We start from the raw sequence: 15,057 nt of genomic DNA, 5'->3' as shown, positions 1-15,057 counted from the left end.
ACCGAAATTCTAGGCGCGCGCACCGCCAGCGAAGTCGAGCGATTTATTCTTGAGCGGAACAGACTCAACCTTGACGGCGTTAGACAACGCGACAAGCATTTTCACCCATAACCCGACCCGAACGGAGGCGTCGTGGACTCTTTCAACCCGACGACCAAGACCCAGGCGGCACTGACCTCGGCGCTTCAGGCGGCCTCGTCCGCCGGTAACCCCGAGATCCGGCCCGCCCACCTGCTGATGGCCCTGCTGACGCAGAACGACGGGATCGCCGCGCCGCTGCTGGAGGCGGTCGGCGTCGAGCCGGCGACCATCCGCACCGAGGCCCAGCACCTGCTGGAGCGGCTACCGCAGGCCAGCGGCGCCAGCGCGCAGCCGCAGCTGTCGCGCGAATCGCTGACGGCCATCACCACCGCCCAGCACCTGGCCACCGAGATGGACGACGAGTACGTCTCCACCGAGCATCTGATGGTCGGCCTGGCCACCGGCGACTCCGACGTCGCCAAGCTGCTGACCGGACACGGTGCCTCACCGCAGGCGCTGCGGGAGGCGTTCGTCAAGGTGCGCGGCAGCGCGCGGGTCACCAGCCCCGAGCCCGAGGCCACCTATCAGGCGCTGGAGAAGTACTCCACCGACCTGACGGCCCGCGCCCGGGAGGGCAAGCTCGACCCGGTCATCGGGCGCGACAACGAGATCCGTCGCGTCGTGCAGGTGCTGAGCCGCCGCACCAAGAACAACCCGGTGCTGATCGGCGAGCCCGGCGTCGGCAAGACCGCGATCGTGGAGGGCCTCGCCCAGCGCATCGTGGCCGGCGACGTGCCGGAAAGCCTGCGCGACAAGACCGTCGTCTCCCTGGACATGGGCTCGATGGTGGCCGGCGCCAAGTACCGCGGCGAGTTCGAGGAGCGGCTCAAGGCGGTGCTCGACGACATCAAGAACTCCGCCGGTCAGATCATCACGTTCATCGACGAACTGCACACCATCGTCGGCGCCGGCGCGACCGGCGAGGGCGCGATGGACGCCGGCAACATGATCAAGCCGATGCTGGCCCGCGGCGAGCTGCGCCTGGTCGGGGCCACCACGCTCGACGAGTACCGCAAGTACATCGAGAAGGACGCCGCGCTGGAGCGCCGCTTCCAGCAGGTGCTGGTCGGGGAGCCGTCGGTGGAGGACACCGTCGGCATCCTGCGCGGCCTGAAGGACCGCTACGAGGTGCATCACGGCGTGCGCATCACCGACTCGGCCCTGGTGGCCGCGGCGACGCTGTCCGACCGCTACATCACGGCCCGCTTCCTGCCGGACAAGGCCATCGACCTCGTCGACGAGGCCGCGTCGCGCCTGAAGATGGAGATCGACTCGCGGCCCGTCGAGATCGACGAGGTCGAGCGGTTGGTGCGCCGGCTCGAGATCGAGGAGATGGCGCTGGCCAAGGAGGAGGACGAGGCGTCCAAGGAGCGGCTGGAGAAGCTGCGCTCCGAGCTGGCCGACCAGAAGGAGAAGCTCGCCGAGCTGACCACCCGCTGGCAGAACGAGAAGAGCGCGATCGACGTCGTCCGCGACCTCAAGGAGCAGCTGGAGACGCTGCGCGGGGAGTCCGAGCGCGCCGAGCGCGACGGCGACCTGGCCAAGGCCGCCGAGCTGCGGTACGGCCGCATCCCCGAGGTGGAGAAGAAGCTCGACGCCGCGCTGCCGCACGCCGAGGCCCGCGAGAACGTGATGCTCAAGGAGGAGGTCGGGCCCGACGACATCGCCGAGGTGGTGTCGGCGTGGACCGGCATCCCCGCCGGGCGCATGCTCGAGGGCGAGACCGCCAAGCTGCTGCGCATGGAGGACGAGCTGGGCAAGCGCGTCATCGGGCAGCGCAAAGCGGTTACCGCGGTGTCGGATGCCGTGCGGCGCAGCCGGGCCGGTGTCGCCGACCCGAACCGGCCGACCGGCTCGTTCATGTTCCTCGGCCCGACCGGTGTCGGCAAGACCGAGCTGGCCAAGGCGCTGGCGGAGTTCCTCTTCGACGACGAACGCGCGATGGTCCGCATCGACATGAGCGAGTACGGAGAGAAGCACTCGGTGGCCCGCCTGGTCGGCGCCCCTCCGGGCTACGTCGGCTACGACCAGGGCGGTCAGCTGACCGAGGCGGTGCGGCGGCGTCCGTACACGGTGATCCTGTTCGACGAGATCGAGAAGGCCCACCCGGACGTGTTCGACGTGCTGCTGCAGGTGCTCGACGAGGGCCGGCTCACCGACGGGCAGGGCCGCACCGTCGACTTCCGCAACACCATCCTGATCCTGACGTCCAACCTCGGGTCGGGCGGCAGCGAGGAGCAGGTGATGGCCGCGGTGCGCTCGGCGTTCAAGCCGGAGTTCATCAACCGCCTCGACGACGTCATCGTGTTCCACGGCCTCGAGCCCGGTGAGCTGGTGTCGATCGTCGACATCCAGTTGGCGCAGCTGCAGAAGCGGCTGGCGCAGCGCCGGCTGCAGCTGGAGGTGTCCGATGCCGCCAAGAAGTGGTTGGCCCAGCGCGGGTTCGACCCGGTCTACGGCGCCCGGCCGTTGCGTCGGCTGGTGCAGCAGGCCATCGGCGACCAGCTGGCCAAGCTGCTGCTGGCCGGCGACGTCCACGACGGGGACACCGTCCCCGTCAACGTCGGTCCCGACGGGGATTCGCTGATCCTCGGCTAGCACCGCGGCCAACCGCCCCGTCACGCGCCTGATGCTCGGTTGTGACCTGCTCGGTTTCTCCACTCCGGGCCAAGAACGGATACCCTACTGGGGATGGTCCCCCTCTGGTTCACGCTGTCCGCCCTGTGCTTCGTCGGCGCGGGCGTGTTGCTGTACGTCGACATCGATCGGCGTCGCGGCCGCAGCCGGCGCCGCAAGTCGTGGGCGCGGTCGCACGGGTTCGACTACGAGCCTGAATCGACCGAGATCCTCCAGCGCTGGAAGCGCGGGGTGATTTCGACGGTGGGGGATGTCGCCGCCCACAATGTCGTCCTGGGGCAGATCCGCGGCGAGGCCGTCTACATCTTCGACCTCGAAGAGGTGGCCACGGTGATCGCGCTGCACCGCAAGGTGGGGACCAACGTCGTGGTGGACCTGCGGCTCAAGGGGCTCAAAGAGCCGCGGGAGAACGACATCTGGCTGCTCGGCGCGATCGGTCCGCGGATGGTCTACTCGACGAACCTGGACGCGGCCCGGCGGGCTTGCGACCGGCGCATGGTCACCTTCGCGCACACCGCGCCCGACTGCGCCGAGATCATGTGGAACGAGCAGAACTGGACGCTGGTCGCCATGCCGATCGCCAGCACCCGCGTGGAGTGGGACGAGGGCCTGCGCACCGTGCGTCAGTTCAACGACTTGCTGCGGGTGTTGCCGCCGCTGCCGCAGGAGGCCTCCCAGGAGTCGGGGGGCCCGCGCAGCGCCTCGCCGAGCCGCCCGCTGATGCCGGCCGGCCGCGGGGAACTGCCGCCCCGGCGCGCGCAGCACGACGTGGCCGGCCTGATCGGCGAGGCGGGCCGGCGCGACGCGGAGCCCGTGCACCGCGAGCAGGGCCGCACCGAGGGCCGCACCGAGGGTCACGCCGACGGCGTGCGCCGCCCGCCGCCACCGGTCAACGGCCGCGAGGCCCCCAACTACCAGCGCTGACCGCGCCCGACGGGTGCCGGGCCGGTCCCGGCCCGTCACTATGATGGCGCTCATGCCCCGTCCCGTAGCCCTGATCACCGGGCCCACCTCCGGGATCGGCGCCGGGTACGCCCGCCGCTACGCCGCCGACGGCTACGACCTGGTCCTGGTCGCCCGCGACGTCGACCGGCTGACCGGGCTCGCGGAGGACCTGAGGGGCGCGGCGGGCAGCGTCGACATTCTGCCCGCCGACCTGGCCGAGGCGGCCGACCGCGACGAGGTCGTCGGCCGGCTTGCCGGGGGAGTGCGAGTGTTGGTGAACAACGCCGGATTTGGCACGTCCGGCGAGTTCTGGGCGACCGATCCCACGCTGCTGCAGGCACAGTTGGACGTCAACGTGACCGCGGTGATGCAGCTGACCCGGGCCGCGCTGCCGGCCATGCTCGCCGCCGGTGCGGGCACCGTCATCAACGTGGCCAGCGTGGCGGGGCTCCTGTCGGGGCGGGGGTCGACCTATTCGGCGTCCAAGGCGTGGGTGGTGTCGTTCAGCGAGGGCCTGGCCGGTGGCTTGCGGGGCACCGGCGTGGGCGTGCACGCCGTGTGCCCGGGGTTCGTGCACACCGAGTTCCACCAGCGGGCGGGAATCGACATGGCCAGGCTGCCGTCGTTCCTGTGGCTCGAGGTCGACGACGTGGTCGGCAAGAGCCTCGCCGACATCTCCGCCGGCAAGGTGGTCAGCGTTCCGGGCCTGCAGTACAAGGCGCTCGTGACGGCGGGGCGGATGATTCCGCGGAACCTGGCGCGCGCGGCGGCCGGTCGAGTCGGGGGCGCCCGTGGACGAAGCTAGCCGCGCGGAGCTGGCCGAGCTGGTCCGGCGGCTGTCGGTGGTGCACGGCCGGGTCACGCTGTCGTCGGGCAAGCAGGCCGACTACTACGTCGACCTGCGCCGCGCCACGTTGCACCACCGGGCCGCCGCGTTGATCGGCGTCCTGGTCCGGCAGCTCACCAGCGACTGGGACTACGCGGTGGTCGGCGGCCTGACCCTGGGCGCCGACCCGGTGGCGACGGCCGTCATGCATGCGCCCGGGCGTCCGATCGACGCGTTCGTGGTCCGAAAGTCGACGAAAACCCATGGGATGCAACGGCTTGTCGAAGGGTCGGAAGTCGCCGGCCGACGCGCTCTGGTGGTGGAGGACACCAGCACCACAGGAAACTCGGCGCTGACGGCGGTGCATGCCGTCCAGGAGGCCGGCGGCGTGGTGGTCGGCGTCGCGACCGTGGTGGACCGCGCCACCGGCGCCGCCGAGGCCATCCGGGCCGCGGGGCTGCCGTACCGCAGCGTGCTGGGCCTTGCCGATCTGGGGCTGGGCCAGGCAGCAACGTGACTGATGCGCGGTAGATTCGGGCCGCCGAAGCGCGCCGCGAGCGTTTTCCTCGTCATCGCCTCCTGCCTGGCCGGCTGCTCGGGTTCGAACCATCCCGTGAGCCCCTACGGCGCCCGGGGGGCGCGGCTCGGCGAGTCGCTGGCGCTGCTGGGCTGGAACATCGGGGTGTCGAATCTACGCTGGTCGCAGGACTACGTGCTGATCGACGTCGACGCCAGTGTCGCGTCGCCCACGGGCCCGCACGCCCAACCCGGGGACGTCCGCTTCGGGCTCTACGGGGCGCCGGCGCACCCGTTGGAAGCCACCGCGCTGGGCAGCTGCGACAGCGCGGTGAGCAGCGGGCGTCAGGTCCCCTCGCCGCTGTCGGCGCCCCCCGACCGGCTCACCGGCACGGTTTGTCTTGGGCCGCTGAAGGATCGGAGCCAGGTCCGCGGCGTGTACGCGTACTCGCCGCGCGACCGCATCCCCAAGACGTCGGCGGCCTACCCGGCCGCTTTCCCCGTGGGGCTGATGCCGACCAACGCCAACGACACCGGCCTGGTCGTCAAGACGATCAGCCTGTCGGCCTGGCGCGCCGACGGCACCCCGGTGACCCGGGCGCAGCTCGGTGAGCCGGCCGCGTTCACCGGCAACGGCTACATGCTGCTGGGGCTGCAGGCCGACGCCCTCGCGGACCGCTATCGCGACGACTCCGCCAGGCGCGGCGGCCCGATGATGCTGCTCGTCTCGCCGACCCTGCCCGCCCCGGGGCTGAATCCGGCCTGCTCGGCCTACGGTTCGTCGGTGCTGATCCTGCCCGACGCGTCGCTGGACGCGGTGCACGTCGACGCGTCGCTGTGCACGCAGGGCGAGATCAACGAGGCGCTGCTCTACGCGACCGTCGCGATCGACGGCACGCATGCCGGCGTGTGGACGCAGCGATGAACGACCCCGGGCCCACCGAGTGGGGGACACCGGCCGCCGGCGTCGGGCCCTGGCCGGGTGAGCTGCCCGACGACCTCCGCTACGATCCGATCCTGTTGCGCGACGGCGACACCCGCAACGTCGTCGACGCCTACCGGTACTGGACGCGGGAGGCGATCATCGCCGACATCGACCGGCGCCGCCACCCGTTGCACGTGGCGATCGAGAACTTCGGCCATGACGCCAATATCGGCTCGGTGGTGCGCACCGCCAACGCCTTCGCGGTGCACACCGTGCACATCGTGGGGCGGCGGCGCTGGAATCGCCGCGGCGCCATGGTGACCGACCGCTATCAACGGTTGTGCCATCACGACAGCACCGCCGGGCTGCTGGAGTTCGCGACGGGTGCCGGGCTGACCGTCGTCGCGGTGGACAACGTCCCGGGCTCGGTGCGCCTGGAAGAGGCCGCGCTGCCGCGGGAGTGCCTGCTGGCGTTCGGCCAGGAGGGCCCCGGCATCACCGACGACCTGCGCGCGGGTGCGGCCGTCACGGTGTCGATCGCCCAGTTCGGCTCGACGCGCAGCGTCAACGCCGGGGTGGCCGCCGGGATCGCGATGCACGCCTGGATCCGGCAGCACGCGGATCTGACCCGCGCCTGGTAGTCGAATCGATGCACACTCAACTCCACAGCGTCACATGCACCTTCGGCCGGAACCGGGTCACCCCGACGCCGCTGCCGCGGATCATGGCCTGTGTGCACCGGGGTGTGGTGATGAAGCGCACCAGCTCCGACACCGCGGGCTGGCGGGCCGCCGGTGCCAGCGTCGCCGCACACCACTGGCCCGAGCGGTCCAGCCCGGGACCTTTCACGTGCACCAGACGCCCGGCGGCCAGGTCCTTGGCCACCGCGAACCCGATCGCCAGGCTCACGCCGCCGACCCGCTGCACCTCCTCGAGCGCGGCGGCATCGCTCTGGAAGATCCGCTGTTGGGACTCCGGAATCTCCAACGCGCGCAACATCGCCGCGATCTCACCGTCCACCCCGCCCGCCGACGGCCCCAGCATCCACTGCTGTGCACGCAGCGAGGAGGGCGTTGGAAAGCCTACGGCCAGAGGACTTTTCGGCCCGACGACGGCGATGACCTGATATTTCAGGAAGGGCCGCACGAAGGTCGTCTCATCCGAAACGATCGAACTGGCCGGGCCGATCGCGATGTCCACCGCGCGCGAGCAGATCAGCTCGCGGAACCGGCTCATCGGGTGCACGCTCAACTCCACCGACAGGTCGTCGGCCCGCGACGAGAACAGCTCGATCAGGCCCGGTGCGGCGTGCTCGGCGAACGCCGACGACGCCGCGATCCGCAGCAGCCGGCGCCCGTGCGCGGCCTCGGTGACCTCGATGGCGGTCTGCTGCTGCAGACCCAGGATCTCGACCGCGCGGCTGGCCAGCCGCAGCCCGCCCGGCGTGAACGCCAGCCCGGAACCGGTTCTGGTGAACAACGGGTCGTCGAGTTCCTTGCGCAGCGCGGCCACATGCATCGAGATCCCGGCATCGGAAACGCCGAGCTCCGCGGCGGCCGCCCGCACCGATCCCAGCCGAACCACCGCCGAATAGGCCCGAAGTTGAGCCGGAGTCATGAGGATGAGCCTACGTTGGAACCCGTGCGGGAAGTGCTTGCTCAGCTGATGGCGATCTGGAGCGCCGGTGCGACCGCGGGCCTGGGCACCGTCGTGCGCACGCTGAGGTCGGCGCCGCGGCAGCCCGGCGCGTCGATGCTGGTGGCGCCCGACGGGTCGGCGACCGGGTCGGTGTCGGGCGGCTGTGTGGAGGGCGCGGTCTACGAGCTGGCCACCGAGGTCGCGCGGACCGGGACACCGCGACTGCAACGCTACGGGGTCAGCGACGACGACGCGTTCGAGGTCGGCCTGACCTGCGGCGGCATCATCGATGTCTTCATCGAGTCGGTCTCGCGGGCAACGTTTCCCGAACTGGGGTCGGTCGCCGACGACATCGGCGCGGGGCGGCCCGTGGCGGTCGCGACCGTCGTCGCCCACCCGGACGCGGCGTGGGTGGGCCGCCGGATGGTGGTGCGGCCCGACCCCGACGAACCGGTGTCGGGTTCCCTCGGTTCGCCGCGCGCCGACGCCGCCGTCGCCGACGACGCCCGCGGCCTGCTGGCGCTGGGCCGCAGCGAGGTCCTCGAGTACGGGCCCGACGGGCAACGCCTCGGCGACGGCATGGAGGTCTTCGTCTCCAGCAACGCCCCGCCGCCGCGGATGCTGGTGTTCGGCGCGATCGACTTCGCCGCCGCCCTGGCACGGCAGGGGGCGTTCCTGGGCTACCGGGTCACGGTGTGCGACGCGCGCCCGGTGTTCGCCACCCGGGCGCGGTTCGCCTCGGCCGACGAGGTCGTCGTCGACTGGCCGCACCGGTACCTGGCCGCGCAGGCGGCGGCCGGCGCCCTCGACCGCGACACGGTGATCTGCGTGCTCACCCACGACCCGAAGTTCGACGTCCCGGTTCTCGAGGTGGCGCTGCGCCTGGACGTCGGATATGTCGGCGCGATGGGGTCGCGCCGCACCCACGACGACCGGATGAACCGGCTGCGGGCCGTCGGGCTCACCGACACCGAGCTGAGCCGGCTGGCCAGCCCCATCGGGCTGGACCTCGGCGCGCGCACCCCGGAGGAGACCGCGGTCTCGATCGCCGCGGACATCATCGCCAGGCGCTGGGGCGGCGGGGGCCTGCCGCTGGGCCGGATCGCCGGGCGAATCCACCACGACACCCGGGTCGAGGGCCAGTTCAGGGATTCCTTAACTCGCTATTGACGCCCCCGCGGGGCGGGCCGACACTGTGGCGCATGCAAGTACCCGGCCCCTTCGAATACGAACGCGCGACGAGCGTCGACCACGCCATCGGACTGCTGGATCGGTTGGGGGAGGGCGCGCGGGTGGTCGCCGGCGGGCACAGCCTGCTGCCGATGATGAAACTGCGGATCGCCAACCCCGAATACCTGATCGACATCAACGACCTGGCCGTCGAGCTCGGCTACGTGGTCACCGACCCGACGCTGGTCCGCATCGGCGCCATGACCCGTCATCGCGAACTGCTGGAGTCCGACACCCTGGCCGCGGTGTGCCCGATCTTCGGTGACGCCGAACGGGTGATCGCCGACCCGGTGGTCCGCAACCGCGGCACCCTGGGCGGCTCGCTGTGCCAGGCCGATCCGGCCGAGGACCTCTCGACGGTGTGCCTGGTGCTGGACGCGGTGTGCCTGGCCCGCGGGCCGGCGGGCGAGCGCGAGATCCCGATCGACGAGTTCCTGGCCGGCCCGTACGAGACCACGCTGGCCCACAACGAGATACTGGTCGAGGTGCGAATTCCGCTGCGGCACAAGACGTCCAGCGCGTACTCGAAAGTGGAACGCCGAGTGGGCGACTGGGCGGTCGCGGCGGCGGGGGCGGCCGTCACCCTCGACGGCCCGACGATAGCGACCGCCCGCGTCGGCCTGACCGCGGTCAACCCCGACCACGACGCCCTGGCCGAACTCGGTGCGTCGCTGGCGGGCCGGCCGGCCACCGAGGAGACCTTCGCCGAGGCGGGCCGGCGCGCCGCGCAGGCCTGCGAACCGGTGACCGACATCCGCGGCACCGTCGAGTACAAGCGGCACCTGGCCTCCGAGTTGACCATCCGCACGTTGCGCCTCGCCGCGCAGCGGGTCGGCGAACAAGGGAGTGACTGACCATGCAGGTGAACATGACCGTCAACGGCGAACAGGTGAACGCCGACGTCGAGCCGCGGATGCTGCTCGTGCACTTCCTGCGGGATCACCTGCGGCTCACCGGCACTCACTGGGGCTGCGACACCAGCAACTGCGGAACCTGCGTGGTCGACGTCGACGGCGTGCCGGTGAAGTCGTGCACGATGCTGGCCGTCATGGCCTCGGGGCACGCCGTGCGCACCGTCGAGGGACTGGCGGGCCCCGGCGTCAACGGCCCGCTCGATCCCGTGCAGGAGGGGTTCATGCGCTGCCACGGGTTGCAGTGCGGCTTCTGCACACCGGGCATGATGATCACCGCCCGCGCCCTGCTCGACCGCGACCCGGACCCCGACGAGGCGACCATCCGCGAGGCCATCTCCGGCCAGATCTGCCGGTGCACCGGTTACACCACGATCGTGCGCTCCATCCAGTGGGCCGCCAAGCACGGCGCGGCATCCCAGACTGCGCAGGCCACCTCATGACCACGATCGAATCCCGTCCTCCCGCACCGGAAGATCAAGCCGACAACGACCAGAAGCCGTGCGGCTACGGGCGGATGCTGCGCAAGGAGGATCCCCGCTTCATCCGCGGCCGCGGCACCTACGTCGACGACGTCGCGCTGCCGAGCATGCTGCACCTGGCGATCCTGCGCTCGCCGTACGCCCACGCGCGCATCGCCGGCGTCGACGTGTCCGCGGCGCTGGCCCACCCGAAGGTCAAGGCGGTCGTCACGGGTGCGGACCTCGCCGAGAAGGGCCTGGCGTGGATGCCGACGCTGGCAGGCGACGTGCAGGCGGTGCTGGCCACCGACAAGGTGCGGTTCCAGGGCCAGGAGGTGGCGTTCGTCGTTGCCGAGGACCGCTATTCGGCCCGCGACGCCCTGGAACTCATCGACGTCGACTATGACCCGCTGGACCCCGTCGTCGACGTCCGCACCGCGCTCGAGGAGTCCGCGCCGGTGATCCGCACCGACCTCGAGGGTAAGGCCGACAACCACATCTTCGACTGGGAGACCGGTGACGCCGCGGCCACCGAGGCGGTGTTCGCGGGCGCCGACGTCGTCGTCACCCAGGAGATGGTCTACCCCCGCGTGCATCCCGCACCGATGGAAACCTGCGGCGCGGTGGCCGATATGGACCCGGTCACCGGCAAGCTGACGTTGTGGACCACCTCGCAGGCGCCGCACGCGCACCGCACCCTCTACGCGCTGGTCGCCGGCCTGCCCGAACACAAGATCCGGGTGATCTCCCCCGACGTCGGCGGCGGCTTCGGCAACAAGGTGCCGATCTATCCCGGCTACGTGTGCGCGATCGTGGCCTCGCTGGTGCTGGGCAAGCCGGTCAAGTGGATGGAGGACCGCAGCGAGAACCTGACCTCGACCAGTTTCGCGCGCGACTACATCATGGTCGGCGAGATCGCGGCCACCAGGGACGGCAAAATCCTTGCGGTGCGGTCGAATGTGCTGGCCGACCACGGCGCGTTCAACGGCCAGGCGGCCCCGACGAAGTACCCGGCCGGTTTCTACGGGGTGTTCACCGGCAGCTACGACCTGGAGGCCGCGTACTCCCGGGTGACCGGGGTGTACACCAACAAGGCGCCCGGCGGGGTGGCCTACGCGTGCTCCTTCCGGATCACCGAGGCGGTGTACCTGGTGGAGCGGCTGGTGGACTGCCTGGCCTACGAGCTCAAGATGGACCCCGCCGAGCTGCGGCTGCGAAATCTGTTGCGCCCCGACCAGTTCCCCTACACCACCAAGACCGGCTGGGTGTACGACTCGGGCGACTACGAGACCACGCTGCGCAAGGCCATGGACATGGTCGGATACGACGCGCTGCGCGCCGAGCAGAAGGACAAGCGGGCCCGCGGCGAGCTCATGGGCATCGGGATGTCGTTCTTCACCGAGGCCGTCGGCGCCGGCCCGCGCAAGGACATGGACATCCTGGGCCTGGGCATGGCCGACGGCTGCGAGCTGCGCGTGCACCCGACGGGCAAGGCCGTGGTGCGGCTGTCGGTCCAGACCCAGGGGCAGGGGCACGAGACGACGTTCGCCCAGATCGTCGCCGAGGAACTGGGCATCCCGCCCGACGACATCGATGTGGTGCACGGCGACACCGACCAGACCCCGTTCGGCCTGGGCACCTACGGCAGCCGCTCGACGCCGGTCTCGGGTGCGGCCGCGGCGATGGTGGCCCGCAAGGTCCGCGACAAGGCGAAGATCATCGCCTCGGGCATGCTCGAGGTCTCGGTCGCCGACCTGGAGTGGGAGAAGGGTAAATTCCACGTCAAGGGCGACCCCTCGGCCGCGGTGACCATCGCCGACATCGCCATGCGTGCGCACGGGGCCGGCGACCTGCCCGAGGGTATCGAGGGCGGCCTGGACGCCGAAGTGTGTTATAACCCTTCGAATCTGACCTATCCCTACGGCGCGTACTTCTGCGTGGTGGACGTCGATCCGGGCACCGCCGTGGTCAAGGTGCGGCGCTTCCTGGCGGTCGACGACTGCGGCACCCGGATCAACCCGATGATCATCGAGGGGCAGGTGCACGGCGGTGTCGTCGACGGCATCGGGATGGCGCTGATGGAGTGGATCGCCTTCGACGACGACGGCAACTGCATGGGCGGCTCGCTGATGGACTACCTGATCCCGACCGCCATGGAGGTGCCGCACCTGGAGACCGGGCACACCGTGACGCCGTCGCCGCACCACCCGATCGGCGCGAAGGGGATCGGCGAGTCGGCCACCGTCGGGTCGCCGCCCGCCGTGGTGAACGCGGTGGTGGATGCGTTGGCGCCGTTCGGGGTTCGCCACGCCGACATGCCGTTGACGCCGTCGCGGGTGTGGGAGGCCATGCAGGGCAGAGCGAGGCCGCCGATCTAGCTGCGCGGCGACGATGCAGAGCGAGGAACGAGCGATGTGCAGGAGTGGCGCCATCAAGCAGAGCGCGATCAGCGAACGAGTTCAGCAGCTGCTCGCGACGCGGACGCCGTTCGTGCGCGCGACGGTGGTCCGGGCGCAGCCGCCCGCGTCCGCATACCCCGGTGACGAGGCGATCCTGCTGGCGGACGGCACGATCGAGGGTTTCGTCGGCGGCCAGTGCGCGCAGAACTCGGTGCGCAAGGCGGCGCTGGGCGCGCTGCAGACGAACGAAAGCGTGCTGCTGCGGGTGCTTCCCGACGGCGATGTGCACTTCCCCGAGGCGCCCGGGGCGTGCGTGGTCGTCAACCCCTGCCTGTCCGGCGGGTCGCTGGAGATCTTCCTGGCGCCCCAGCTGCCGGCCCCGCTGGTCCGCGTCCACGGCGCCACGCCGATCGCCGACGCGCTGGTGCGGGTGTGCACGGTGCTGGGGTACGACGCGCGCGCCGACGCCGACGTCGACCCGGCCGACGGCACCGCCGTGCCGACCGCGGTGGTGATCGCCAGCCACGGCGGCCCGGAGGCCGAGATCATCCGCGCCGCCCTCGATCGCGGCGTCGGCTACATCGGGCTGGTGGCCAGCAGGGTGCGCGGCGCCGCGATCCTGGACTCGCTCGACCTGTCCCGGGACGAGCGGGCGCGGGTGCACACCCCGGTCGGTCTGCCGATCGGCGCCAAGACGCCCGCGGAGATCGCGGTGTCGATCGCGGCCGAGCTGATCGCCGGCATCCGCGGCGCCGGCGTCCCGGTTCTGCAGCCGGCGGCGGTCCGCACCGCGCCGGAGGCCATCGACCCGGTCTGCGGCATGACGGTGTTGGCCGGACCCGCCGCCGAGCACCTGCGCGTCGCGGATGCGGACTACTGGTTCTGCGGCCCGGGATGCCGCGCCGCGTTCGCCGCGGGTCACGCCGGCGCATGACGGCGATCTTCGAAAGCCCCGGTGACGTCGTCGGCCGGTTCGACGCGCGGGACTACCTGCTCGACACCGGGACCGCGTCGGCGATCTATCTGGCGGTCACGCTGGGCCGGCCGCTGCTGCTGGAGGGGGAGCCCGGCGTCGGCAAGACCACCGCCGCGAAAACCCTTGCCGCGGTGCTGGACACCCCGCTGGTCCGGCTGCAGTGTTATGAGGGCCTGACGGCGAACGAGGCCCTCTACGACTGGAACTACCAGCGCCAGCTGCTGTCCATCCGGCTTTCCGAGGCGAGCGGCAAGGGGATCGACGAAGGGGATCTCTATACCGAGACCTATCTGGTGGACCGGCCCATCCTGCGCTGCGTGCGGCACCGCGGGCCGCGGCCACCGGTGCTGTTGATCGACGAAATAGACCGCGCCGACGACGAATTCGAGGCGCTGCTGCTGGAGTTCCTCGGCGAGGCCTCGGTGACGGTGCCCGAGCTGGGCACCTTCGCCGCCGAGCGCCCACCCATCGCGGTGCTCACGTCCAACCGCAGCCGCGACCTGCACGACGCGCTGCGCCGCCGCTGCCTGTACCACTGGATCGACTATCCGGAGCCGGCCCGCGCCGCCGCGATCGTGCGGCGCACGGTGCCCGGGGCCACCGCCGCACTGATCGAACGTGCCGCCCAGTTTGTCGGCACCGCACGGGAACTCGATCTGGACAAGCCACCCGGAGTGGCCGAGACCATCGACTGGGTCGCCGCGCTGGTCGCCCTGGGCGTGGCGGACCTGGCCGCGCCCGACACCGTCGAGTCGGGCCTGACCAGCCTGGGGGCGCTGGCCAAGACGCCGGACGACCGTACCCTGATTCGGGACGCGTACCGAACTTTCACCGAGTGCAGCCTTACCTGAGAGGACCCGCAGCATGAAGATCGCCAACCGGTTCACCGTCAGCGCGCCCATCGACAAGGCGTGGGACGTGCTGTGCGACCTGGAGCAGGTGATCCCGCTGATGCCGGGGGCCGCGCTCACCGGCCACGAGGGCGAGGAGTACTCCGGCAAGGTCAAGGTCAAGGTCGGCCCGGTGACCAGCGAGTTCAACGGCAAGGTGCGCTTCGTGGAGCAGGACCGCGGCCAGTACCGCGCGGTCATCGACGCCAGGGCCAAGGAGATGCGGGGCACCGGCAACGCGGCCGCCACGGTCACCGCCCAGCTGCACCAGGAGGGCGACCGCACCGGCGTCACCGTGGACACCGACCTGAAGATCGTCGGCAAGCTGGCCCAGTTCGGCAGCGGGATGCTGCAGCAGGTGTCGGAGAAGCTGCTGGGCCAGTTCGTGGAGTCGCTGGAGGCCAAGCTGGCCGCCGAGAACGCGCCCGCGCCGGCGGCGCCGCCGGGCAACGGTGCGACCGCGCCGGTCGCCGGCCCCCGCCCCGCCGCTCCCGCCGCCGAGCCCGAGCCCATCGACCTGCTGGACCTGGCCGGCGGCGACCAGCTCAAGAAGTACGGTGCGGTGGGCCTGGCGGTGCTGGCCGTGCTGGTGCTGATCTGGGTGCTGCGCCGGAGGCGTTAG

General features: G+C 71.2%; 13 protein-coding genes and 1 pseudogene. 13 read left to right on the top strand and 1 reads right to left on the bottom strand.

The window, feature by feature from the left end; genetic code table 11:
* Positions 1 to 132: 132 nt before the first annotated feature.
* From clpB to FPZ47_RS05635, 6 genes are all read left to right on the top strand, one after another.
* Entirely contained in the window at positions 133 to 2,679 is a 2,547-nt protein-coding gene (clpB, locus tag FPZ47_RS05660; RefSeq protein WP_144950408.1) for an ATP-dependent chaperone ClpB, read from the top strand.
* A gap of 93 nt (positions 2,680 to 2,772) precedes the next feature.
* Positions 2,773 to 3,642 carry a trehalose monomycolate transport factor TtfA gene (ttfA, locus tag FPZ47_RS05655; protein ID WP_144950410.1) on the top strand — a complete coding sequence of 290 codons (870 nt, stop codon included), beginning with the start codon at positions 2,773 to 2,775 and terminating at the stop codon, positions 3,640 to 3,642.
* A 52-nt stretch (positions 3,643 to 3,694) separates the two neighbouring features.
* Positions 3,695 to 4,468 carry an SDR family NAD(P)-dependent oxidoreductase gene (locus FPZ47_RS05650; protein ID WP_144950412.1) on the top strand — a complete coding sequence of 258 codons (774 nt, stop codon included), beginning with the start codon at positions 3,695 to 3,697 and terminating at the stop codon, positions 4,466 to 4,468.
* On the top strand, positions 4,455 to 5,006 hold the full coding sequence (gene pyrE / locus FPZ47_RS05645) for an orotate phosphoribosyltransferase (RefSeq protein WP_144950421.1): 552 nt from the start codon (positions 4,455 to 4,457) through the stop codon (positions 5,004 to 5,006). The genes FPZ47_RS05650 and pyrE overlap by 14 nt, the downstream gene beginning before the upstream one ends.
* A gap of 3 nt (positions 5,007 to 5,009) precedes the next feature.
* A complete protein-coding gene (locus FPZ47_RS05640; RefSeq protein WP_144950423.1) occupies positions 5,010 to 5,930 on the top strand; it encodes a hypothetical protein in 921 nt (306 codons plus the stop codon).
* Positions 5,927 to 6,571: a TrmH family RNA methyltransferase gene (locus FPZ47_RS05635; protein ID WP_144950425.1), complete on the top strand. Its 645-nt coding sequence runs from the start codon at positions 5,927 to 5,929 to the stop codon at positions 6,569 to 6,571. Before FPZ47_RS05640 ends, FPZ47_RS05635 begins: the two co-directional genes overlap by 4 nt.
* Positions 6,572 to 6,587: 16 nt before the next feature.
* Here FPZ47_RS05635 and FPZ47_RS05630 read toward each other — a convergent pair whose 3' ends face one another.
* A complete protein-coding gene (locus FPZ47_RS05630) occupies positions 6,588 to 7,547 on the bottom strand; it encodes a LysR family transcriptional regulator (protein ID WP_144950427.1) in 960 nt (319 codons plus the stop codon).
* 24 nt (positions 7,548 to 7,571) lie between these two features.
* Between FPZ47_RS05630 and FPZ47_RS05625 the strand changes: the two genes are divergently transcribed.
* The 7 genes and pseudogenes from FPZ47_RS05625 (at position 7,572) to FPZ47_RS05595 (ending at position 15,057) form a co-directional block, all read left to right on the top strand.
* A complete protein-coding gene (locus tag FPZ47_RS05625; RefSeq protein ID WP_168209370.1) occupies positions 7,572 to 8,738 on the top strand; it encodes an XdhC family protein in 1,167 nt (388 codons plus the stop codon).
* Between the two features lie 32 nt (positions 8,739 to 8,770).
* Positions 8,771 to 9,652, top strand: coding sequence for an FAD binding domain-containing protein (locus FPZ47_RS05620; protein ID WP_144950429.1), 882 nt, complete (start codon positions 8,771 to 8,773; stop codon positions 9,650 to 9,652).
* Positions 9,653 to 9,654: 2 nt separating this feature from the next.
* The gene (locus tag FPZ47_RS05615; protein WP_144950431.1) at positions 9,655 to 10,152 is read left to right on the top strand and encodes a (2Fe-2S)-binding protein; all 498 of its coding nucleotides are present in this window, start codon (positions 9,655 to 9,657) and stop codon (positions 10,150 to 10,152) included.
* Entirely contained in the window at positions 10,149 to 12,548 is a 2,400-nt protein-coding gene (locus FPZ47_RS05610) for an aerobic carbon-monoxide dehydrogenase large subunit (RefSeq protein WP_144950434.1), read from the top strand. The genes FPZ47_RS05615 and FPZ47_RS05610 overlap by 4 nt, the downstream gene beginning before the upstream one ends.
* A gap of 34 nt (positions 12,549 to 12,582) precedes the next feature.
* Positions 12,583 to 13,326, top strand: a pseudogene (locus FPZ47_RS05605) (XdhC family protein); the annotation flags it as partial.
* Positions 13,327 to 13,499: 173 nt separating this feature from the next.
* Positions 13,500 to 14,396 carry an AAA family ATPase gene (locus tag FPZ47_RS05600; RefSeq protein WP_144950438.1) on the top strand — a complete coding sequence of 299 codons (897 nt, stop codon included), beginning with the start codon at positions 13,500 to 13,502 and terminating at the stop codon, positions 14,394 to 14,396.
* Between the two features lie 13 nt (positions 14,397 to 14,409).
* Positions 14,410 to 15,057: an SRPBCC family protein gene (locus FPZ47_RS05595; RefSeq protein WP_144950439.1), complete on the top strand. Its 648-nt coding sequence runs from the start codon at positions 14,410 to 14,412 to the stop codon at positions 15,055 to 15,057.

This window comes from Mycobacterium helveticum, from assembly GCF_007714205.1.
Classification (GTDB): domain Bacteria; phylum Actinomycetota; class Actinomycetes; order Mycobacteriales; family Mycobacteriaceae; genus Mycobacterium; species Mycobacterium helveticum.
Note: the sequence above shows the minus strand (reverse complement) of the source record. Positions and strands in the feature narration are given on the sequence as shown.

Bases quoted from the DNA above. Each gene is read 5' to 3' on its own strand.
- ttfA (WP_144950410.1), top strand. From the start codon at position 2,773: ATGGTCCCCCTCTGGTTCACGCTGTCCGCCCTGTGCTTCGTCGGCGCG.
- FPZ47_RS05650 (WP_144950412.1), top strand. From the start codon at position 3,695: ATGCCCCGTCCCGTAGCCCTGATCACCGGGCCCACCTCCGGGATCGGC.
- FPZ47_RS05640 (WP_144950423.1), top strand. From the start codon at position 5,010: ATGCGCGGTAGATTCGGGCCGCCGAAGCGCGCCGCGAGCGTTTTCCTC.
- FPZ47_RS05635 (WP_144950425.1), top strand. From the start codon at position 5,927: ATGAACGACCCCGGGCCCACCGAGTGGGGGACACCGGCCGCCGGCGTC.
- FPZ47_RS05630 (WP_144950427.1), bottom strand. From the start codon at position 7,547: ATGACTCCGGCTCAACTTCGGGCCTATTCGGCGGTGGTTCGGCTGGGA.
- FPZ47_RS05620 (WP_144950429.1), top strand. From the start codon at position 8,771: ATGCAAGTACCCGGCCCCTTCGAATACGAACGCGCGACGAGCGTCGAC.
- FPZ47_RS05615 (WP_144950431.1), top strand. From the start codon at position 9,655: ATGCAGGTGAACATGACCGTCAACGGCGAACAGGTGAACGCCGACGTC.
- FPZ47_RS05610 (WP_144950434.1), top strand. From the start codon at position 10,149: ATGACCACGATCGAATCCCGTCCTCCCGCACCGGAAGATCAAGCCGAC.
- FPZ47_RS05600 (WP_144950438.1), top strand. From the start codon at position 13,500: ATGACGGCGATCTTCGAAAGCCCCGGTGACGTCGTCGGCCGGTTCGAC.
- FPZ47_RS05595 (WP_144950439.1), top strand. From the start codon at position 14,410: ATGAAGATCGCCAACCGGTTCACCGTCAGCGCGCCCATCGACAAGGCG.